Origin of the sequence: Sediminibacterium sp., from assembly GCF_051861365.1 — a bacterium.
GTDB lineage: Bacteria > Bacteroidota > Bacteroidia > Chitinophagales > Chitinophagaceae > Sediminibacterium.
The window spans coordinates 1-22,196 of sequence record NZ_JBHYCW010000042.1 but is presented as its reverse complement, the minus strand read 5'-3'; the positions used below and the strand labels follow the sequence as shown (position 1 = coordinate 22,196).

20 protein-coding genes are annotated in these 22,196 nt (G+C 39.4%); 13 read left to right on the top strand and 7 right to left on the bottom strand.

The window, feature by feature from the left end; translation table 11 throughout:
- Nucleotides 1-16: 16 nt before the first annotated feature.
- The 8 genes from ACTIEV_RS14475 to ACTIEV_RS14440 all read left to right on the top strand — a co-directional run bounded on the left by ACTIEV_RS14475 (nt 17) and on the right by ACTIEV_RS14440 (nt 8,933).
- Nucleotides 17-3,094 (top strand): CusA/CzcA family heavy metal efflux RND transporter, encoded by a 3,078-nt coding sequence (locus tag ACTIEV_RS14475; protein ID WP_439516728.1) that lies wholly within the window; start codon nt 17-19, stop codon nt 3,092-3,094.
- A gap of 26 nt (nt 3,095-3,120) precedes the next feature.
- Nucleotides 3,121-4,335, top strand: a complete 1,215-nt coding sequence (locus ACTIEV_RS14470) for an efflux RND transporter periplasmic adaptor subunit (RefSeq protein WP_324206529.1) — start codon at nt 3,121-3,123, stop codon at nt 4,333-4,335.
- Nucleotides 4,336-4,563: 228 nt separating this feature from the next.
- Complete coding sequence (locus tag ACTIEV_RS14465; RefSeq protein ID WP_294993913.1) at nt 4,564-5,031, top strand: MgtC/SapB family protein; 468 nt, start codon at nt 4,564-4,566, stop codon at nt 5,029-5,031.
- Between the two features lie 38 nt (nt 5,032-5,069).
- Nucleotides 5,070-5,684 carry a hypothetical protein gene (locus ACTIEV_RS14460; protein WP_439516727.1) on the top strand — a complete coding sequence of 205 codons (615 nt, stop codon included), beginning with the start codon at nt 5,070-5,072 and terminating at the stop codon, nt 5,682-5,684.
- A gap of 115 nt (nt 5,685-5,799) precedes the next feature.
- Nucleotides 5,800-7,617: a heavy metal translocating P-type ATPase gene (locus ACTIEV_RS14455; protein WP_439516726.1), complete on the top strand. Its 1,818-nt coding sequence runs from the start codon at nt 5,800-5,802 to the stop codon at nt 7,615-7,617.
- A 71-nt stretch (nt 7,618-7,688) separates the two neighbouring features.
- Nucleotides 7,689-8,066 (top strand): ArsR/SmtB family transcription factor, encoded by a 378-nt coding sequence (locus ACTIEV_RS14450; RefSeq protein ID WP_294993905.1) that lies wholly within the window; start codon nt 7,689-7,691, stop codon nt 8,064-8,066.
- Complete coding sequence (gene merTP / locus ACTIEV_RS14445) at nt 8,063-8,683, top strand: mercuric transport protein MerTP (RefSeq protein WP_439516725.1); 621 nt, start codon at nt 8,063-8,065, stop codon at nt 8,681-8,683. The genes ACTIEV_RS14450 and merTP overlap by 4 nt, the downstream gene beginning before the upstream one ends.
- Nucleotides 8,684-8,717: 34 nt before the next feature.
- Nucleotides 8,718-8,933 (top strand): GDCCVxC domain-containing (seleno)protein, encoded by a 216-nt coding sequence (locus ACTIEV_RS14440; RefSeq protein WP_439516724.1) that lies wholly within the window; start codon nt 8,718-8,720, stop codon nt 8,931-8,933.
- Between the two features lie 107 nt (nt 8,934-9,040).
- On the opposite strand, the gene ACTIEV_RS14435 is transcribed toward ACTIEV_RS14440, so the two are convergent.
- The gene (locus ACTIEV_RS14435) at nt 9,041-9,709 is read right to left on the bottom strand and encodes a metal-dependent transcriptional regulator (RefSeq protein ID WP_439516723.1); all 669 of its coding nucleotides are present in this window, start codon (nt 9,707-9,709) and stop codon (nt 9,041-9,043) included.
- Nucleotides 9,710-9,820: 111 nt separating this feature from the next.
- Here ACTIEV_RS14435 and ACTIEV_RS14430 point away from each other — a divergent pair, with 111 nt between their 5' ends.
- The 3 genes from ACTIEV_RS14430 to ACTIEV_RS14420 are packed head-to-tail and all read left to right on the top strand — an operon-like array spanning nt 9,821 to nt 12,701.
- Nucleotides 9,821-11,017, top strand: coding sequence for a di-heme oxidoredictase family protein (locus ACTIEV_RS14430; protein WP_439516722.1), 1,197 nt, complete (start codon nt 9,821-9,823; stop codon nt 11,015-11,017).
- 20 nt (nt 11,018-11,037) lie between these two features.
- Nucleotides 11,038-11,478, top strand: a complete 441-nt coding sequence (locus ACTIEV_RS14425; protein ID WP_439516721.1) for a Rieske (2Fe-2S) protein — start codon at nt 11,038-11,040, stop codon at nt 11,476-11,478.
- Nucleotides 11,475-12,701 carry a hypothetical protein gene (locus ACTIEV_RS14420; protein ID WP_439516720.1) on the top strand — a complete coding sequence of 409 codons (1,227 nt, stop codon included), beginning with the start codon at nt 11,475-11,477 and terminating at the stop codon, nt 12,699-12,701. Before ACTIEV_RS14425 ends, ACTIEV_RS14420 begins: the two co-directional genes overlap by 4 nt.
- Nucleotides 12,702-12,777: 76 nt before the next feature.
- On the opposite strand, the gene ACTIEV_RS14415 is transcribed toward ACTIEV_RS14420, so the two are convergent.
- The 3 genes from ACTIEV_RS14415 to ACTIEV_RS14405 are packed head-to-tail and all read right to left on the bottom strand — an operon-like array spanning nt 12,778 to nt 14,958.
- Nucleotides 12,778-13,350 (bottom strand): Crp/Fnr family transcriptional regulator, encoded by a 573-nt coding sequence (locus ACTIEV_RS14415; protein WP_322195680.1) that lies wholly within the window; start codon nt 13,348-13,350, stop codon nt 12,778-12,780.
- Nucleotides 13,334-13,717 carry a hypothetical protein gene (locus ACTIEV_RS14410; protein WP_322195681.1) on the bottom strand — a complete coding sequence of 128 codons (384 nt, stop codon included), beginning with the start codon at nt 13,715-13,717 and terminating at the stop codon, nt 13,334-13,336. The genes ACTIEV_RS14415 and ACTIEV_RS14410 overlap by 17 nt, the downstream gene beginning before the upstream one ends.
- Before the next feature lie 20 nt (nt 13,718-13,737).
- Nucleotides 13,738-14,958, bottom strand: coding sequence for a hypothetical protein (locus tag ACTIEV_RS14405; RefSeq protein WP_322195682.1), 1,221 nt, complete (start codon nt 14,956-14,958; stop codon nt 13,738-13,740).
- A gap of 197 nt (nt 14,959-15,155) precedes the next feature.
- On the opposite strand from ACTIEV_RS14405, the gene ACTIEV_RS14400 reads away from it, so the two are divergent.
- Both ACTIEV_RS14400 and ACTIEV_RS14395 read left to right on the top strand, forming a co-directional pair.
- Nucleotides 15,156-15,626, top strand: a complete 471-nt coding sequence (locus tag ACTIEV_RS14400) for a MauE/DoxX family redox-associated membrane protein (protein WP_439516719.1) — start codon at nt 15,156-15,158, stop codon at nt 15,624-15,626.
- 24 nt (nt 15,627-15,650) lie between these two features.
- Nucleotides 15,651-15,914: a hypothetical protein gene (locus tag ACTIEV_RS14395; RefSeq protein WP_322195683.1), complete on the top strand. Its 264-nt coding sequence runs from the start codon at nt 15,651-15,653 to the stop codon at nt 15,912-15,914.
- Nucleotides 15,915-15,971: 57 nt separating this feature from the next.
- Here ACTIEV_RS14395 and ACTIEV_RS14390 read toward each other — a convergent pair whose 3' ends face one another.
- From ACTIEV_RS14390 to ACTIEV_RS14380, 3 genes are read right to left on the bottom strand one after another with little or no spacing between them, the layout of a single operon-like run.
- Entirely contained in the window at nt 15,972-17,009 is a 1,038-nt protein-coding gene (locus ACTIEV_RS14390) for a TlpA disulfide reductase family protein (RefSeq protein ID WP_322195685.1), read from the bottom strand.
- A complete protein-coding gene (locus ACTIEV_RS14385) occupies nt 17,009-18,385 on the bottom strand; it encodes a RagB/SusD family nutrient uptake outer membrane protein (RefSeq protein ID WP_322195686.1) in 1,377 nt (458 codons plus the stop codon). Before ACTIEV_RS14385 ends, ACTIEV_RS14390 begins: the two co-directional genes overlap by 1 nt.
- Nucleotides 18,386-18,396: 11 nt before the next feature.
- Complete coding sequence (locus ACTIEV_RS14380) at nt 18,397-21,615, bottom strand: SusC/RagA family TonB-linked outer membrane protein (RefSeq protein ID WP_322195687.1); 3,219 nt, start codon at nt 21,613-21,615, stop codon at nt 18,397-18,399.
- Nucleotides 21,616-22,196: the final 581 nt, after the last annotated feature.

Here is a 22,196-nt window from a genome sequence, read left to right as displayed (position 1 = left end):
AATGACACAAGACCAATTGAATGATGAAGTATATAAATCAGCAGGTAAAATGATGAACTCGGCTGCATTCGGACAAATCATTATCCTGATTGTCTACCTGCCTATTCTTGCGCTGGTTGGTATCGAAGGAAAAATGTTCGGCCCAATGGCACAAACAGTTTCGTTCGCCATACTGGGTGCATTCCTGCTTTCACTTACTTATGTACCCATGATGAGTGCCCTTGTATTAAGTAAGAAAGTCAGCCACAAGGAAAATATTTCAGATAAAATGATGAAGTTTTTCCAACGACTTTATACGCCATTAATACGTGGTGCATTAAAGATGAAATTATTAGTGGTGAGCATTGCTGTGGGAGTATTTGTCATCAGCCTTGTCATTTTTAAAACATTAGGTGGTGAATTTATTCCCACGTTGGAAGAAGGAGATTTTGCCGTAGAAACAAGGTTACTTACTGGTAGTTCGTTAAGCCAAACAATCGAAAAAATAACACAGGCCTCCGATTTACTGTTGAAAAAATTTCCTGAAGTTAAAGAAGTGATCGGAAAGATTGGCGCTTCTGAGATACCAACCGATCCTATGCCTATAGAAGCATGTGATATTACCATTCTTTTAAAAGATAAAAAGGAATGGACCAGTGCACATAACCGGGAAGAACTGGCAGAATTGATGCAAAAGGAGCTGGAGAAAATTCCCGGTGTTTCCTATGGGTTATCACAGCCTATACAACTTCGGTTTAACGAACTGATTTCAGGTGTTCGGCAGGATGTGGGGATTAAAATATTTGGAGAAGACCTAGATGTACTGGCAGATCTGGCAAAAAAAATTGGTGTGATTGTACCCACGGTAAAAGGTGCAGAAGATTTATATGTAGAACAGGTGACTGGTCTGCCGCAAATTATGGTTAAACTAAACCGGGATAAGATTGCGCAATTTGGTTTAAATGTAGAAGATATAAACCGTACCATCAGCGCTGCTTTTGCAGGTGAAGCCGCAGGTATTGTTTATGAAGGCGAAAAACGGTTTGATATGGTGGTAAGGTTAGAAAAAACAGGACGCCAGAGTATTGATGATGTTAAAGGATTATTTATAGCCGCACCGGATGGCAACCAGGTTCCGTTGGAGCAGGTAGCCGATGTCAATATGGAGTTAGGTCCTAACCAGATACAACGTGAAGATGCTAAGCGAAGAATCATTGTTGGCTTTAATACAAGAGGCCGGGACATCTCATCGGTTGTAAAAGAAATCCAGGAAAAAATTGATAAACAGGTAAAAATGCCCCCCGGATATTTTATTACTTATGGCGGACAGTTTAAAAATCTTGAAGAGGCCAATAAGCGATTATCAGTGGCTGTACCAGTAGCATTAGCGCTGATACTCTTATTGCTCTATTTCACCTTTGGGTCAATTAAATATTCCCTGCTCATATTTACAGCTATACCGATGAGTGCTATCGGTGGTGTATTTGCCTTATGGTTAAGGGGAATGCCATTTAGTATTTCGGCTGGCGTTGGTTTTATAGCCTTGTTTGGTGTGGCAGTATTAAATGGTATTGTATTGATCAGCGAATTTAATCGATTAAAAAAGGAAGGTATGACAGATATAAATGCAATCATCTTAAAAGGAACTTCTGTAAGGTTGCGACCTGTATTAATGACTGCAACGGTTGCTTCTTTGGGCTTTTTGCCAATGGCATTGTCAACAGGTTCCGGAGCAGAAGTACAAAAGCCCTTGGCGACGGTTGTAATTGGTGGGTTGATTACGGCCACATTTCTAACACTGGTTGTTTTGCCTGTATTATATACATGGTTTGAGAAGATAAAACCCAAAACGATGAAGCCTGATGTGACGAAAGGGTTGGTTTCATTACTCATCCTGTTTTTAGCCTCATCCTTTACTGCAAATGCGCAACAGCGAAAGATAGTTATCAATCTTAATGATGCTGTTGCGTCAGCTATGAAGAATAACCCCTTGGTTAAAGTGGGAGCGCTGGATATAAGTTACCAGCAGCAGTTGAAGAAGACTGTGAAAGATTATGGCAAAACAAATGTAGGACTCACATTTGGGCAGTATAACAGTCGTATAGCATATGATAATAATTTCAGCATTACCCAGGGTATACAGAATCCAGGGTACTTTAAAAGTCTCATAAAGCTATCTGAGTCAAATATTAAAAGCAGTGAACTGCAATTGAAGGTTTATCAAACTGAACTTGCTGCGAATACAAAAATATCGTACTACCAGTTAAGTTTTTGGATGGAGGAAATAAGGTTATTGAAGGAACTGCTATCCATTTATGAAAACATATTGAAAGCTTCTGCATTGCGATATAAAACGGGTGAAACAAATGCATTAGAAAATTACAATGCTGAAAGCAAGGTGAATGAGATAAGGGCTCAATTGCGAAGTGCAGAAGAGGATTACCGCATTGAATTAAACCGCCTGAAAGTGTTTACCGCAGATTCTTCTGTTACGTCAACTGCCGACACTTTACTTGTTGAAAAGCAGATACAGGTAAATTTTGATACCGCTGCTATTGCTGGTAACCCGACACTTGCCTTTATTAAACAGCAGATTGATATTGCAAACAAAGAGAAAGCTGTTGAGCAGTCAAGATTAAAACCAGATTTCTCGGTAGGCTATTTCAATCAATCTTTAGTAGGGTATCAAACTGTGAATGGAGTTGATAAATATTATGGCGTTGGCAGTCGTTTCCAAGGTGTTAATTTGGGTGTCAGCATTCCCATATTTGCCAGGGCACAAAAAGAAAAAATAAAAGCGGCAGAAGTAAACCGGGAGCGTCGTGAAGCAGAACTGACCAATTATCAATTCACCCTGCAAGGTGAATTAGCAAGACTGTTTGGCGAATTGCAAAAACAAAAAGTTCAAATCAACTATTACCGAAATACCGCTTTGCCACAGACCAATCTCATCATTACACAGGCACAAAGGGCTTTTACTACCGGCGAAATCGGTTATTATGAATTGACACAATCACTCAATAATGCCGTTGTTGTAAAACAGGGATACACCAAACTTTTAAATCAATATAATCAAACCGTCATTGCCATCGAATTTATCGGCGGCATCAATTAAGTAGAACGGACTAAAATAAAATTAATATGAAACAGCAATTTTTGAATTCACTTGTTATACTGACTGCGGCTACCATATGGTTTTCATCCTGCTCTCCTAAAGGAAATGCAGAAGCAATCCCGGTTGAAGCAACGAAAACGGAAGAAGCAGATATGGTGGACTTGTCGGAAGACCAGTTTAAAACGGTCAATATTCAGTACGGTGCTATAGAAGAAAAAAAACTTAGCAGCGTTATCAGGGCAACAGGGGCACTAGATGTTCCTCCGCAACAGCTGTTAACAGTATCTTCTCCCTATGGTGGCACCTTAAAAAATACTGATTTGCTGCAGGGAAAGCCTGTTGTAAAAGGTGAAGTAATAGCCGTACTTGAAAACCCCGAATTTATCCAGCTTCAGCAGGATTATCTGGATTATAAGAGTCAGTTGATTTACCTGAAAGAAGAATTGGAACGTCAACAGGAACTGGCAAAAGAAAATGTAAATGCAAAAAAAACATTGCAAAAAGCCAGCAGCGAATATAACAGTATAGCGGCAAGAGTGCAGGGATTAAAATCAAAACTGGGACTTATTAATATCAATCCCGAGAAAATTAACCCGGAAAACATTTCTGGCAGGGCAAATATTTATGCTCCAATATCAGGCTATGTTACTAAGGTATTGGTGAATATCGGGAAGTTTGTAAACGCTAACCAGGAACTATTTGAAATTGTAGATACCCGTCACCTTCATGCAGAACTTATCATTTTTGAAAAGGATGTTCCGAAATTAAAGATTGGTCAGAAAATCCGTTTTTTATTGAATAATGAAACAAAGGAACGATTTGCAGAAGTGCATTTGATTGGGCGTGAAATCAGTGCTGAAAGAACGGTTAGGGTTCATGGGCATCTGTTACAGGAGGACAATGACCTGTTGCCAGGGATGTATTTAAAAGGAATTGTAGAAACAGGTATTGCTACTACTACTGCGCTGCCTGATAAAGCGATCGTTCAATCAGCAGGTAAATCTTACATTTTTATAGCGGCAGATGAAGGGAATAACGAAAAAAAAGCCACCGATGTGAAAAAAGAAGCAGCTACTGAAAAGCATATTCCTTTTAAGAGAATTGAAGTGGTAACAGGTGTTTCGGAAAATGGTTATACCGAAGTGATTTTGCCAGAAGGATTTAACAGGAAAATTAGAGTGGTGATTAACGGAGCTTATGATTTATTGTCGAAGATGAACAATGTAGAGGAAGAAGAATAAAAATACTATGGGTAGGAACCCTGCTTTGTTTGCCCCTTTTAAAACTGGGAAACCTTGATTGGCAGGGCTTCCGTACCCATACAAACATTTTTGAAAACACACCGATGGCTACACCAATGACAAGTCTTTCTACAACCATAGAAATTCATTTAAAACAGATGAGTGGTGATAAAAATGTTCCGGCTGAAGAAAATCCGAATAACTATTATGTTATGTAAATACTGAAAAATGGATGTCAAACTTGAATTAATAATTGTTGTAAAACTAATAGCCTCATTTCTACTTGGAGCTTTCATTGGCTTTGACAGAGAAAAGCATGGTCGTGATGCCGGCATAAGAACATATGCTGCGGTGTGTATCGGTGCTACTTTATTTACAGCTGTTGCAGCTCATCTTGTTAGCGATGTTGCTGCGGCTTCAAGAGTAATAGCCAATATTGTCACCGGTGTGGGTTTTCTTGGGGCTGGTATTATTTATCGCAACAGCAGTGCAGAAACATCACATGGCCTCACAACAGCAGCCACGGTTTGGTGTACTGCAGCAGTTGGTGTGGCAGTAGGTCTCAGTATGTTTATTATTGCTATTGTTGGAGCAATTGCTTTGTACTTCCTGCTTTCGTTGCATCACCAGCATTGGTATGTAAAATGGAAAAAGAAAATGATAAACAAGCACAATGAAAAAGAAAATAAAGATTAATTGATTAAGATAAAATTGTATAGTAATAGTATTGTAACATGTATAGTATAATAACGGGTACCATATTATTAGGGATTATTCATGCCCTTATCCCCAACCACTGGTTGCCATTAGTGGCTATTGCAAGGTCTGAGAAATGGGAAAAATATGAATTGATACTGGTTGCATCTATCACTGCCTCTGCCCATGTGATGGGTACTGTTATTCTTGGGATTGCTCTCGGAATGGTAGGTTCAAAGCTGGCACATCAATATGAAGGGTATGTACATGTAATTGCCCCAGTATTATTGATCATATTCGGATTAATATATTTTACAGTTAACCTGCCTCATCATCATACTGCCAATAAAGATGTACAGTACTATAAAAAGTCAAAAACTAAGTGGGTATTAATTTTAGCGGCCACCATGTTTTTATCCCCCTGCCTGGAAGTGGAAAGTCTTTTCCTGACAGCTGGTGCCTATGGGTTGAATGGTATTTTATTGATAGCCCTTGTATATGCAGTAATCAGCATTACCGGAATTATCACACTCGTGATATTTGCATTTAAAGGCGTTCAAATGATGAATTCACAATTTATTGAGCATAATGAAAAGAGAATTACAGGTATAGTTTTAATTATAGTAGGGATTATTACATTTTTTTTACATTAAATATGATATTATGACACATAAACATGATGAAACAAAAATTACTGCAGATGGTCATGGAACAGCTAAGGATGAAAACGAATCGGGTTGGAAGAACCATTGGGATCTATTAATGGCATTGGCCATATTAATCGTTCTGCTTGTACTGGAATATGGTTTCAAAATTGAGTTCCCTAAAATTCCTTCACTAGCTATAAACCTGGTCGCTTATTTATTGGCAGGTCATAAAGTATTGAACCTTGCCCTAAGGAAATCAAAACGGGGAGATATTTTCAATGAATTTGTGTTGATGAGTGTTGCTACTATCGGGGCATTTGTTATTGGAGAATATGAAGAAGGTGTAGCAGTAATGGTTTTTTACCAGATAGGAGAATGGTTTCAGGATGCAGCTGTGAATAATGCAAAACGAAGTATCAAAGCACTGCTAGACGTAAGACCTGATGAAGTAACGGTGTTAAGAAATGGTATACAGCTTATCGCTAACCCTTCTGTTATTGAGTTAGACGAGACCATCGTGGTAAAACCAGGTGAAAAAGTAGCATTGGATGGAGAATTGATTTCAGAAAATGCATCATTTAATACAGCAGCTTTAACCGGGGAAAGTAAACCAGATGCCAAATATAAAGGTCAAACCATTCTGGCGGGAATGATTAACCTGAATACAGTAGCAGAAATCAAAGTGAAAGCCTTGTTTAAAGACAGTAAACTAAGTAAGATTTTAGAAATGGTACAGGATGCCACTGCAAGAAAATCACAAACGCAACTATTTATTTCCAGATTTGCCAAAATCTACACACCAATCGTTTTCTTTCTTGCTGTTGCTGTTTGTTTTATCCCTTACTTTTTTGTGGAGGATTATAATTTTCAAACATGGTTTTATCGAGCTCTGGTGTTCCTGGTGATCAGTTGCCCATGTGCTTTGGTGGTATCCATTCCATTGGGATACTTTGGTGGCATAGGTCTTGCTTCCCGAAACGGTATTTTATTTAAAGGGGGGAATTTTCTTGACGTAATGACTAAGGTTAATGTAGTGGTGATGGATAAAACCGGAACATTGACAAAAGGTGTATTTAAAGTACAAGAAATCGTTTCGGTCAACATGGATGAAAAAGAACTGGTAAAACTTACGGCTGCGTTGGAAAAGAATTCAACTCATCCTATAGCCAAAGCCGTAACGGAATATGCCGGTGAAACTGTTAATGGTATCAATGCAGATGCAGTAGAAGAAATAGCAGGTCATGGCTTAAAAGGAAAGGTGGATGGAAAGGACTTGCTTGCAGGTAATGCAAAACTGCTGAAGAAATACAATATATCCTACCCAACGGAAATAGAAGGCATTGTTGACACAATTGTAGTTGTAGCCATAAACAATCAATATGCAGGTTTTATAACTATTGCTGATGAAATAAAAGACGATGCTGTGCAGGCGGTCAAAGACATGCACAGTCTTAATATTCGAACGGTAATGCTCTCAGGTGATAAACAATCTGTAGTAGATGAAGTCGCAAGGAAGATTGGCATAGATAAGGCCTATGGTGATTTACTGCCAGAAGACAAGGTTGAGAAAGTACAGAAATTAAAAGATGAAGGACTACATATCGCTTTTGTTGGTGATGGCGTTAATGATGCACCCGTGGTTGCATTAGCGGATGCCGGAATAGCAATGGGCGGTTTAGGGAGCGATGCCACCATTGAAACAGCAGATGTGGTTATTCAAAACGATCAGCCACAAAAGATAGTTTCGGCCATTAAAATTGGAAAGATAACCCGAAGCATTGTTTGGCAAAATATCATTATCGCGATGACGGTAAAAGCATTTGTATTGATTTTAGGCGCAGGTGGCGTAGCTACTTTATGGGAAGCAGTCATTGCGGACGTTGGGGTTGCTTTATTAGCCATATTAAATGCGGTTAGAATTCAAAGGATGAAGGTTTAAAAGAAATGTTATAGGATGTATTTCATTATTTACGTATTTGCTTAAATAATTATTTATCCTACCTTTGACGAATGGGTAACAATACTTGTGTCAGGCTCTTTGCCGACCATGAACAAATAAAGAATTGTAAAAACAAGCTGCGAACTGCACAAAAATCTTTTACAAGCTTGTCTAACATATTAGCCTTGGCAGGTAACGCAGTAAGGCTTAAGATTATTTATTTATTGGAAGAAGAGAAAGAATTATGTCCTTGTGACCTTGCTGATATTTTGGGGATGAGTATTCCAGCAGTATCACAACATCTGCGAAAACTGAAGGATGGAAATATTGTTGAAACCCGGAAGGAAGGGCAAACAATTTATTATACCCTTACACAAGAAAACCTAAAGATTTTAAAGCCTTTCTTTAAGTATATTAATGTACAAACTCTAAAACTGGAGACGGTATGATAAGTACAAAATCAGCAGGCACATTTACCGGCGCAGGTGTTCTTGCTGCTATTGCAGCTTCGCTTTGTTGTATAACCCCTGTTATTGCATTACTTGCCGGTAGCAGCAGTATTGTCGCTAATTTTTCATGGATAGAACCGGCCAGACCGTATTTAGTAGGGTTATCAATTGCTGTATTAGCATTTGCATGGTATCTTAAATTAAAACCAGCTAAGATAAGCGTTATAGATTGCAACTGCGAAACAACTAAGAAACCTTCATTCCTCCAGTCTACAACATTTTTAGCCATCGTAACTGTATTTGCTATTTTGATGATGACTTTTCCGCTGTATGCAAAAATGTTTTATCCAAAACAAAAAGTACAGGCAGTAGCTCCTGCAGTGGTTGATCAACAACAACAAATAAAGTTCACTATACAAGGCATGACTTGCGAAGCATGTGAGGAGCATGTAAACAGAGCGCTGTCTACAGTAAATGGAGTATTAACGTATCAAACTTCCTATGCCACCAAAAGCAGCTTAGTCAGTTTTGACAACTCAAAAATTGATGAGAAAACAATAGAAGCAGCCATTAATAGAACAGGGTATAAAGTAAAAGGTTATGATTTTACCCGATAGTGGTAAATCTTGCTTCGATAAAAACTAAGAAAGTATGGAAAATACATTAACACTGCAATCCACTATCACTTGCCCAAATTGTGGTTTTCAGCAAGAGGAGACAATGCCGACGGATGCTTGTCAATATTTTTATCAATGTACAAACTGCCAAACTGTATTAAAGCCGCAGCAGGGAGATTGTTGTGTATTTTGTAGTTATGGCACTGTCGCTTGTCCACCTATACAAATGAATAAATCTTGTTGTAAGTAAATAGGTTTTTAAAAGTAAAAGCGACTCATCAATGATTATTTTTGCATATAATTTCGGGTGATAGGGGGGAAGTATATACCATCAAAGAAATGGACATTTTTTTTGGACTAAGCCGCTTCTGATTTATTTACTAATAAGCTATTTGCTACTTTGTAACTTATTACTATATCTTTTTTATCCTTTAGTTGTATTGTGTAAGTCTGGTCAAACTGCTCAATGGCTTTCACCTTTATACTGTTGCCTAAAGAAATGCCTGACTTATCCAGGTAATTTAAAAATGCAGGCGTATGATCTGTCACTCCGGTGAAAGTACCTCGCTCTCCCATTTTAAGGGTAGATAGCAAAACAGCTTTTGATTTCGGAAGAATACCATTTGCATCCGGTATTGGATCGCCGTGCGGGTCTGCTTTGGGAAATCCTAAGAAACTATCCAGTTTATTGGTCAGATCTTCACTGTGTATATGTTCTAGTTGTTCTGCGAGGTCATGTACTTCATCCCATTTATACCCCAATTTATCGACCAGAAAAACTTCCCAAAGCCTGTGGTTGCGAATGATATTAACAGCCACCTGTCTTCCTTTTTCTGTTAGTTTAACTCCTTTCGACTTTTGATAAGTGACGAGTTTCTTTCCTGCCATCCTTTTCAGCATATCCGTTACAGATGGGGCATGCACTTCCAGCACTTGCGCAAGTGCTGAAGTGGCAACTACTAAACCATTGGCTTCCTGCAACTTATAAATAGCTTTGAGATAGTTTTCTTCTGTAAATGAATGCACCGATTCTATTGTTTTGATGAAGATACGTAAACCTGTATAAAAAATAAATTAGATCAACCTAATTTATTAATTAAAATAATCTAATTTTAACTTAACGTATCTATATTTACAATGAAGAAAACAATCCTCTTATCCATAATTATTCTGTGGATTACCGCCATCATTGCCTGTCAGAAAATATTACCAAAAACTCCTCCAGAGGATGCGTTATTGGACGGTCCTGTAGAAGGACTTAGCTACGAAGAGCAAAGAAGATTTTTGGCAGGTGATGTAGCTTTTAATGATGAAGTATTCACTTCGGCAAACGGTTTAGGACCTGTCTTTGTTGCCACCAGCTGTGGAAGTTGTCATGCAGGTGATGGCAAGGGACATCCCTTTACCACGCTTACAAGGTTTGGTCAGGTGGACAGTACAGGTAACAAATTTTTGCACCTGGGCGGACCGCAATTACAAAACAGGGCATTACCCGGCTATATGCCTGAGCAGATGCCTGGTGGAGCCACATTTTCAAATTTTATGCCCCCCGCTAATACAGGATTAGGGTTTTTAGAACTGGTTACCGATGCCGATATATTGGCAATGGCTGATCCTAATGATGCAAATGGTGATGGGATCAGTGGTGTCCCCAACTATGAATACCTGCCTCCATTTATAACTCCCTTTACAAATGCCATTGCAAGAAACGGCAAGTACATTCATCGTTTTGGTAAAAAGGCGGCGGCGTATAATTTGCTGCAACAAACAGTAAATGCTTACAATCAAGATATTGGTATCACTTCTACCTTTCAACCAAAAGACGTTTATACCGGATTGGATATTGAACCCGAGGTTGCTGATGTAAGGGTACATAATGTTGTCTTCTACCTACAAACTTTGAAAGCACCTATTCAAAGACATCAAAATGATGCTGAAGTAATTAAAGGGGAAAGCCTATTTATACAAACGGGTTGTGAAAGCTGTCATAAGCAGACACTGAAGACAGATTTTTCTACTATCGCTCCATTATCAAACAAAACATTTCATCCTTATACAGATCTGTTGTTACATGACATGGGACCGGGATTAGATGATGGTTATACTGAGGGTAGTGCAACAACGGCTGAATGGAGAACTCCACCGCTTTGGGGATTGGGTTTGTCTCCGAATTCGCAAGGAGGGAAGTATTTTCTACTGCATGATGGTAGGGCAAAGAGTATTGAAGAAGCCATAGTCCTGCATGGAGGCGAAGCACAGCAGAGTAGAAATAAGTTCATACAACTTTCAACACAAGAGAAAAACAACCTATTGAAATTTTTAGCATCACTGTAGTATTTTGAACAGATGAACAGATGAACAGAAAAGACTTTATACTTAGATCCTGTACAGCTTGCCTTGGCGCATCATCTGTGGCAACAGTTTTGAGTGCTTGCGCAACTACCAAATTTTCAACTGGTAAGTTACTCAAAGACGGCATCGTAATAGATAAACAAGAGTTTCTCATTAAGGAAAGTGATCAACATCGCTTATACATCGTCGTACGTAATGAGGCGTTGGTGTTCCCGATTTGTGTGTACCGGTTTAGCGATCAAGACTATTCAGCTATCTGGATGCAATGTGCGCATCAGGGAGCCGAACTTAATGTAGCAGGTGAGTACCTACAGTGTCCGGCACATGGTAGTGAGTACGATAATCGCGGTAAAGTAACCAACGGACCTGCCGACAGCAACCTGCGAACTTTCCCTGTAACGATCAATAACAACGAACTATTCATTGACTTGAGAAAAATATGAGACTATTTATTTTCTTACTGACAGTTGTTTTCTTTTCCTCAACTGCTATTGCACAGATAGACCCTGTGTTACTTCGCAGCATGGCAAAAGACACATCGGGTATGCTATTAAACATGGATGCCGTGTATAACCGACCTTTTCTTCAGTCCGGTAAATTTCCTGTCGCATTGGGTGGTTATGCGGAAGCCAATTATCAATACTTCCAGAAAGATGGGATTTCAGAGGGTCACCAGTTTCAAATGAGAAGACTGACTTTATTTGTTTCCTCCTCTATTTCCAAAAGGATAAAATTTTTAAGTGAAATAGAATTTGAAGATGGTACCAAAGAAATCAATATTGAATTTGGATCTGTTGATTTTGAATTTGCGCCTCTCTTTAATTTGAGGGGCGGCATTGTCATGAACCCGATCGGTGCATTTAATCAAAATCATGATGGACCTAAATGGGAATTTATTGACCGCCCAGTGTCAGCCACTCAAATGCTCCCAGCTACCTGGAGCAATATCGGTTTTGGTTTGTTTGGAAAAAAATATACCAAGGATTGGGTGTATGCTTATGAAGCATACCTCACCAATGGGTTTGATGATAAAATTATTGATAATGCGGAGAGCAAAACATTCCTGCCAGCTAGTAAAGAAAACAAAAACCGATTTGAAGAAAGCGCTAATGGTAGCCCATTGTTCACTGGTAAAGTTGCGGTAAGAAACAGGAGGATAGGTGAATTAGGATTATCCTATATGGGAGGCATCTATAATAAATATCAAGATGATGGATTAGTCTTGGATAAAAAAAGAAGCGTCAATGTATTTGCGATAGACTTTAATACTACCCTTCCTAAAATCAACACTTATATTAATGCAGAATGGGCATGGGTAAATGTAGATGTGCCAGAAACCTATACCGAGCAATTCGGCGGTAAACAACAAGGTGGCTTTATTGATTTTGTACAACCTATTTTTCGAAATCCTGTATTTGGTTTTGAAAAATCAGTTATCAATGCGGCATTACGCTTTGAATATGTGGACTGGAATAAGGGAAGATTTAAATCTTCTGGTGATAATATTGGTGATGAGTTGTTTTCCATTGTTCCAGCCATCAGTTGGCGACCCACAGCACAAACAGTGATTCGATTAAATTATCGTTACAATTGGCAGAAAGATATCTTAGGTAATCCACCAGTTAAGTTAGCAGGATTTCAATTTGGAGTAAGTACCTATTTTTAATGTTCCTGAATTATTTTTTAATTAGTGCATTAACTTTCAAGGATTTTCTGCATCAATTTATTTGCAAAATACTAGATTAAAATTTGCCATGCCTGAAACGGCTTAGTGTAGCTTTACTGATAGATAGATAATCAGCCAGCATATAATCTTTGATTCTTTTGTCATTCAATATCCAAGGGTAATCCAATTGAAGCTTTAGAAAACGATCTTTTGGTGGCATTGATAACAAGATCACATGATCTTCACTTCGGGCATAATATTGTTCAGTGACACGAAGGGCATTGATGTAGAAACCTGGAAATTTTTGCATCAAATTTTCGAGTTCCACTTTTTTCATTTTTCGTAAGTGGCTTTCTTCCATGGTGCGAATCATTAGACGAGAAGGCTGACTACTGAAATAACTTTTCATCGAGCCAATAATATCTCCTTCTTTATGAAACCAAACGATTCGCTCGGACCCATCTTCATTTTCATAATAAATTTTCAAGAGACCCTTCTCAACAAAGGCAATCCATTCACAGACCTGACCTTCATCCAGTATCACTTTATTTGCTCGATGGGTTTCTTTAGGTAAGTTATGTAGTAAGAATAATTGTAATTGTGGGTCAACAGGGTGAAAGGTTTCGAGTAATTTAAGCAGTTCTTCCATAGTATTTTCTATACACAATTAAAAGTGAGATCAGTAAAAATTGAAAGCAGGTTAGTAGTGAGACAGGGTTTTCTAAAATAGCTAATTTTATGGTCGGGGTAAGTTGCCATACAAATGCAATTAATGAAAGCCACATGATGAGCAAGGCAATCAATTGCAGTATTTTTCTATAAGTAAGAATAGAAAGAAATGTTAGCAATAATCCCAGAATACCTGATATGGTAAAAAACGCAGGATCGCCAATTGTCCATCTTAGTACAAGGAGATAAGGTAAATCAAATATCTGCCCTGGGAAAATGAGTGCCGAAAAACTGAATAGTTGAAAAAGAGGGTGAGTGAACATGTTAAGTAGTTTATCTTTTCTCATAAGTAATAAAGACTAAATGATTAATTACAGGGTCCATGACTCGTTCCAGCATATCCCTTTGCTCCATTGGTCTGTACACCAGTATTACCTGCAGCCCCCATTTCCATTAGTTTATTGTATAGCCCTTGCGGCGTGTTGCTTCCTGATGTAGACCCATAAGCGGGTATCTGGTATTTAGGAATTGTAAGGTTAGCCCCCGCTGCATTGAATACGGTTAATGCAAAATCGGTACAGTTAAAACTTGATAAATTATATGCGTTTTGCTCTAAGGTACGAACTTGGTTGGTGGCAGCTCTCAATTGCGCTGGTGATACTGAAATTGTATAACGAGCGTTGTATTCATGAAAAGCATTATCTACAATCTTTGATTCAACATTCATACCAGTCGCAGCTTTTAATGTACCGGTTGGATAAAAGCCAATGTTTTGTGATACTATTTGTCCATTTGGTGCCATTTTCCATAGTTCAATAAATGTATGCCCTACTGCTCCTGCTGATGCATCAAAGAATTGATCAGGCTTACTATCTATGGGAATATCTGTAGAAATGGTAATGGTGCAAGTTGCTCCAACATCTGCGATGTTATCAAAACAGTCCATGTATTTTTTAGCATCAATTTTTTCTTTGTTCTCTGCTATTTCAGTATCGATTTTTTCTGAACCACCACCCCCGCCACCTAATGGAAGATATTCTGTTTTGGGCATATCGCCACCCATCAGCCAGAATAGATTAAGCCATACAAAGGGGTCATCGGCATTATAATATGGATTACGATAGGTGGCAGAAACAATGACTTCTGGAATTGAACAATCATTACATCGATCTGAAGATGTTTGGTTGGTAGATATAGTGGTTGTGACAGCAGTTGTATGCGATGACAAAATAAATCCGTTGCGAATAACAGAACTGAATTTATTACTGTGATCCAGATTGCTAGTTTCAATACTACCCTGATAACCTTCTTTGTTAATTGCCCCTTTAATAAAGAGAATTTTTCCGTTTGCGAACGAGCCATCTGATTTTTTCTGCAATAAGATTTGCTTATCCGGTTCACTTAACGATGTGAAACGAATAAGAAAAGGACTTTCCCTCATGGAAGTTTTATCAAGGTCTGCAAAATCGGATGTTGATAAATGATGGGAAAGATAATTAATAACAGCTTCTTTTGGTTCTTGCGTTTGTTTGATACAACCCGTTACCAGAGATAAGATGACTAGTGTGCCTAACAGAAAGTTTCTCATGTATTTTTTTGGACGAAAAAACTGAAAGCCTTTTTTGTTTTAAAGGTGAAATATAACAGAATCGGCTATTTCAATAACTCAATTGGTAGTTTTCTTGCCTATTTGCTTTTTTGGGTATTAAATATTCCATTCGGGTTATGTGTGGTATAGAGCATAGAAAAGGGAAAAGGTAATTTAGGGTTCGGTAATCCATCGCTATGAAAAATAAAATGGTCATACAGATTAGTGTTTGCCTACTCATTTTTGTATTGAGTTATACAACGGCATCCAAGCTGTTTAATTTTTCTCATTATAGTCGTTCAATGCTCTCTCAACCATTTGCACATTGGATATCTTCTATCCTGATTTTTCTTGTACCACTGATAGAAATATTCCTCATCATCCTGCTTATAAGATCTGGTTGGAGGAGAAAAGGGTTGTTGTGTTCTTTCTTTTTGATGTCGGTCTTCACCCTGTATGTTTTCTATGTTTATTTCAGCGGCCTCGACAAAAGTATTTGCCCCTGTGGTGGCTTATTTAGTCAACTCAATTGGTCGCAACATCTATTCGTTAACAGTTTGCTGACACTGTTTTCTTTAGCTGCGTATTTATTGTATCCCGATACAGATAACTTATTTCATGGCCGTGAGAAAAGGGGGAAAGCCGATGCCTCCGAATCAAACAAGTAGGCAATCCAATTCAAACAAAAACGTATGAAAAAGATCCATTTTCTTTTTGCCTTTGTGATCCTTGCAGGAATGCTGAGTGCATTCACTGCCAAGGCACCGACCACTGTTTATTACAGGGACATTAATGGTTTTTTTGCAGTAAAACCCTCTTCTGGAGGAACCTGTGAACCACATCCCGAATTCAATTGTGAATATGTATGGACAGGTGCTGCCGGTGACAACAACCCGCAAAATGAGTTGAATTATGCGGAGAGTGGAGAAGAACAATCTTACTACCTGATACCTTAATGGTGGTAGCTCATGTTTTAAACCAGCAGGCTTGACCATAGCCTGCTGGTTTTTTATTTATTTCAGAAAGGGTTTGATTTTGTCACTGAGGTTTTCTCCTCGAATGTTTAACGCAATAATGTTCCCTTCCGGGTCAATCAAGAAATTTTTAGGTATTCCACTGATTTGGAATGCCTGTGCGACTTTACCTTGATGTCCTCCCGGATCTAATAACTGTAGCCAAGGAAGTTGTTCTTTTGCAAGAAGATCCAACCAGTCCTTTTTTCCTTGTTCACCATCGATAGAGATACTCACCAGCACAATGGGTTCCTGTTGTAAATTCTTCCATGCTTCTCGGATAAACTTGTTTTCTTGTCTGCACGGTGTACACCAAGATGCCCAAAATTCGAGCAAAACATATTTACCCCTCATGGATGTTAATGTATGCAGGTTACCCTTATTGTCTGCTAACTCAAAATTGGGTGCTTTGTTGCCAATATCGATTGTCTTACGTTTCGCTATTTCATCTGCAATTTTTTGACCCAACGAGGATTGTCTGGCTGATGCCGGTAGTAAATACAACAATGATTCTATTTGTTGTAATTGATCAGTGAATTTGATTAAGTCACTCAATAATACAAGACTATAACCGGATGTTGGATTTGCACGAATAAAAGAATCGATTCGTTCAGCTTTGCTGATAGTAGCTGACTGATGCTTAAGCGTTGTAATCCATCTTAATTCATCATCATGTGTGGCAGATCCACGTAGTGTCAGTTGATTAGCTATGACGAAATCAAGTTCCATGGTTTCGTTATCTATTGTTATCGGGAATGTACTGGATCGTTTAACTTTCACCAATGCTGAACTAGTATCCGGCATAAAACCAATCATCACACGGGAGGCTTGCGCCAGTTTGCCTCGCAATACAAATTTCCCTTTCTCTACATGAACCGTATCACTTACTCGTTGTCCTTGAAAATTTTCATATCGCAGGAAAACTTTTACAATCGGATAGATGTCGGGATGTGTCGTTCCATGTATGATGAATGCATTTTCCTGCGCGCTTAGTTGTATCGCCAGGAATAACAATAGGATGAAGCTGTTCTTTTTCATTAGCGGATATTTTGAGGGATGCCTGATAATTTGATTTCGATATCCGGAATGGGCAATACATAGCGCGGATCTTTTGGTGGTAATTCGTAGAATACACCATTGACCCTTTTTCGTAAAGTCCTTGCAAATCTTGGGTCTTTGTTCAACCGTCTTAAATCTTCCCAAACCAAACTTCCTGTGAGTGGTAATTCTTTTTTTCGCTCTGTAATAATTTTGACCAAAGCATCTCCTGCATCCACAGCTGTGAGAGGTATATAAGTGCCATTGCGCCATCTTTTGATCAGTAAACTATTGAGTACACCCATGGCTTGGTCTTTGAGCCCCTGTCGTGCCAAAGCTTCCGCTCGAATCAAATAGAGTTCATTGGTTGCGATGCCTGAGAATGGCGGAGTCGCGAGTCCTGTGTAAAATCCTTTGAAGATGGGAAGACCGTTGAATAATCTAAAAAAAACTGTCCTGCGTAAATCATTGTTGACATAACTACGGTATAGCGTAGAATCGAACAAAGGACGGTTCCCCCCATAATAGCTAGAAGAAGAACTTTCTGCATAAAAAATAACTTCAGCATGCCCCACTTGAAGAGTTGGAAAAGCAATCGTTGCAGCAGCATTCAGTGTGTTAAAATCAATGAGTGTAGATTGTGTCGCCAGTGCCATCGCTGCATGTTTTTCAGCCTGATCCCACTGCTCTAGCATGAGATATACCCGCGCTAGTAAACTTTCAGCTGCAGCTTTTGTAGGTCTTGTCTTTACAGCAGTTTGTGCTGGCAATAAGGCTATGGCTTGGGTTAGGTCTGAGCGAACCTGATCATAACAATCTTTTACACTTGATCTACCTAGTTTGATGTTAACATCGGCGCTTAATCTGAGTGGTACTCCCAGATCTGTTTGTGCAGACGCAGCTTCATAGGGAACTGCAAAGTGTTGTAACATTTGATAATAGCAAAAGGCTCGAAAAAAAAGAGCAGTCCCTTTGACTCGATTCCATTCCGGTAGTTCATTGTTACGTACGGTTAGCTTCTCCAGTCCTTCCAAACAAATATTACTCATGGCAATTTTTTGGTACATGCCATTCCATTCACTGATACTAGTGAATGACTCGTACACATCTTTTGCCCATATAAATCCGTTTTTTTCAGGACCATTGAAAGCTGCATTATAATCTGCATCGGTCAGGTAGATATGATCGGTCCCTAAAATGGCCAAAAAGCCATAAGACCTGACCAAAAAATCTGCATCCATTATTGCGCTGTAGTCTTTCAAACTGGAGGGAACCACACTTGCAATATTGGTTCTTGCTTCGAGCCATTGTTCCTGTTTTTGGCAAGCAACAAACAGGAAGATCAATAAATAGAGGCTATAATATTTTCTTTTCATGATGGTGATAATTAAAGGTGAAGTTTGAGTCCAATCGTAGCGGTTCGGATTGCCGGAATGTTTTCAATGCCTAAAACAATATCATTGGTATCGGGGTCGATACCTTTTTTATTGGCACGCCAGAGGATTCCGATATTATTGAGGTATCCATAGAGTTCCAGCGAAGTGAGGTGTTTTTTACCCCAAGGTCCTAGTCTGTAAGACAATCGAATATCCTGAAAGCGCAAATGATCCCCGCGCTCCACTAAGACAGCTGAATAGGTATAGAAGTCATTTCTTGCCACATTACCCGGATAAATAATGGAGGGTACATTGGACTTTAGTTCGTCTCCTTTTGTCTGCCACCTTGCAGCATAATCGCGGTGTTGTCTGCCCAAGACCAAATCCTGATAGTTCAGACTAACGGATCCACTTCTAAAGTAATAGCCACCTTTGAAGATCAGGTTTAGGGAAAACCCCCATCGTTTGTATTGGAAATCTTGTCGAAGATTTCCCCAAAAAGTGGGACGAGCCGATCCATGAAATACCAGACTGTCGGATTGTGCAGCAGCAATAATGCTGGTGTAGTTATTACTGGGAACACCTGCTAAATAACCCATTGGATCTCCATTAGAGGGATCAATACCCGCCCAAGGATAACTCCAGATACTGAATAAGGGTTTACCGGGCTTTGCAATAAGGTTTCCTGTTGTTCGAACAAATTGTGCAGGTGAATTTGTTCTTTCAAAATCGATGACTTGATCTTTTAATGTATTCAACACCAATTGCATATTCCATTCCATGTTCTTTTTGCGTACAACAGCATAATTAATAAGGAATTCCCATCCCGTAGTTAGGGTGGATGCACCATTGCCACTAAATGATGAAAAGCCTGTTGAAGGTGGGAGGACCGTTTCTTGGAGTAAGTCCAATCCGCGTTTTCTGTACCATTCGATGGAGCCATGGAGTTTTCCTGAAAGGCTGCTAAAATCAACCCCTAAATTCAGTGTTCCCACTTTTTCCCAACGTAATTCGGAATTCGGTGCGGAAGCAAGTGTGGCCATTGGAAAACCCGTTAAGCCACTAGTTCCAAAACGAACTGTCAACAGAGAATTGGCATTGACAGCGTTTCCATTGAATCCATAAGTGGCGCGAATTTTTAAATGAGGCAACCAAGATAGTTTGTAAAAACTTTCTTTGGATATATCCCATAACCCGCCCAAAGACCAGAGTGGCGTTCTTTTCTGATTGGCGCGAACGCCAAATAGATTAGCGGCATCAGACCTTGCGCTCGCAGTGAATGTATATCGTTTGTGATAACTATATGACAGGTTCGCATAATAGGAAAAGAAACGGTTTAAAGTTTCAGTTCTATTATTAGGCGTTGAAGTAATCATGGCTGTACCAAATGGATGAACAGGTAAACTTGTTTGGTAATTCAAATTGGAGATACCAATGCCATAGGCTGCTTCATAACCATAAACCGTTCGCGAGAAGCCTGTTGTTTTGCGTTGTCTGATTTCAAATCCAGCCATACCATTGAGTTCATGTGCATCTGACCATTTTTGCTGGTATTGCATTTGACCACGTAGGTTTTGGCTGTTTAAGTCCGACTGTGCCTGCTCCAATATTCCACCCTTGGGTAAGGGATAGGTGAAGGCTCCAGTGGTAGGATTACGCTGTGAAAATCGATTGACCAAATCGCGAGCAGTATAACTGTTTTCAAGTTTTAGATTCAACAGTAATGCTTGTTGGTATTCCTGCTGGTAGTGTAATTCTGCTGTCCATGCATCCGTGATGCGGTACTTCAGTCCCGTTCGTGCGATTAGGGTTCTCGTCTGCTCTTCATGTTGTGTTTGTGCAATTTCATCTAACACTGAGAATCTCCAAGGCTGGAACCCCAACGCTTCAACACTGTCCAAATAGCTACTGCGGTAATCCTTCATGGTAGGCAACGGATTTCCGCCGGCATCCGCTATTTGTGCATAGGGATATAGTTGGGTACTGGACGCTGGGGATAATGCATTTCCCCGGTAAGGAAAACTATTGGGTCTGTTTTGTTTGCTCGCCACATAATACAAAGCAGTCGTTAATTCCAGTTGGGGTCTTAACTTAAAAGACTGCTGCGCTTGTAGTGTCAAGCGACTATTTTGATTGAATCGCTGCCGCTCTTTGTTATCATCATAACCAAAAGAAAACAAGTAGCTGTGTTGATCACTACCACCCCGCAACTGCAAAGCATATTGTTGGTTGACTTCGCGTTGATAGAGGTGTTGACTAAATTGTCGACGTAAGTCCTGTTGACTGAGGTTGTTTAATTCATTATTGAGGGCACTTTCAGTAATAGTTCCACTTCTGAATTGGTTGAGCAGTTCTACTACGGGTGAAATAGCCGGACGGGTAGTAGTATTACTCAAGCTAGCATTGTAAAACCCTCTATCAAAGAGTAGTCGTTCCGCTTCTATGTATTCTGATGAGGTAAGGTAGTTTCTGTTGTAAAAGAGATTGGGCATAACTCCTACCGATAGGTTCTGTGTAAAACTGATTTGGAGTGGTTGGTTTAAACGTCCTTTTCTTGTAGTAATTACGATTACTCCGTTGGCTGCACGCGAACCCCAGATGGAAGCCGCTGCCGCATCTTTTAATAGAGTTATTGATTCCACATCATTGGGATTGATTTGATTGATCTGACCTTCAAAGGGAAAGTTATCCAGGACAATCAATGGTCTAGATGCACCTGCTTCGAGTGTGCTGCGTCCCCGGATATTAAAGGCTTCTTCCCCGTTGTTTTTATTGAATAAAACACCGGGTGTAATTCCATCCAATCTCTCTAGTACATTGGTAGATATTCTGCGATTGAAGAGTTGGTTGTCAATTTGTGTGAAGGAACCTGTCGCTCTTTCTTTTGGTAGACTTTGGTAACCTGTTTGCACAATCACTTCAGATTCACCAGCGAATGGTTGGAGGTAATAGATGGTTGTTTGAGGGTTGAATAGCAGATTGACTGTTCGGTAATTGAGTGCGGTAATCTGAATCGAATCCGGTAGTTGGATACGCGTGAGTTTGACGATTCCACTGGCATCACTGATGGCTAGTTGTTTGTTTTTTTTCAAGTGAACGGCAGCGGCTTCTATGGGTGTTTTGGTTTCGGCATCTAGGATTTTTACCTCATAATTTTGGGCATGTAACAATACCGAACTCATAGTGAGGCAAAGGCAATAGATTGCCCGTACACGAAATATAGCTCTCATGAAGAATGTTTTTAAGTGAAAGAATTGATCGATAAAAGTGGGGTGTGGCTGAATGCCACTAACTCGAGGTTATATGGGGTTCTTGGGCTTTTTTGCAAACTGTGTCAAGAGCAGGTGCAATGCCCAACGGGGGGAAGGACTGTGAAGAATAGATATCTGCCGGTTTTTCATACTCCTGTTTTGAATGATTCATCAAAAGGAGTCCCGGTAAGTTAAGTAGGCGCAAAAAAATAGCGTGGAACTCAACTTACCGCTCTGGGTACCTCGGAGGACCCGTGCACGAATAAGAGAGCCCACGCCGGAACGTGGGCATTCTACTTATTGTCTCGTGCACTATGAAATTTCCGAGGTTTCAGAGCGAGACTCAAAGCGAATGCTTCAAATTAGTTATGTGAAGGTTCGCAAATTTAATTATAAATAGGGTAAGCCCTATGTAATAAAGATAAGGCAATTTTCTATTTGTGTGATATATCACACTTTATTTTTTTAAACTTTCCCTGACATTGTGTAAGCTCCCCATAATTTAGTGCCACGTTTAGTTAGAGTTTTCTAAGGTAATATTTTTCTGTTTTTCCTCCCAT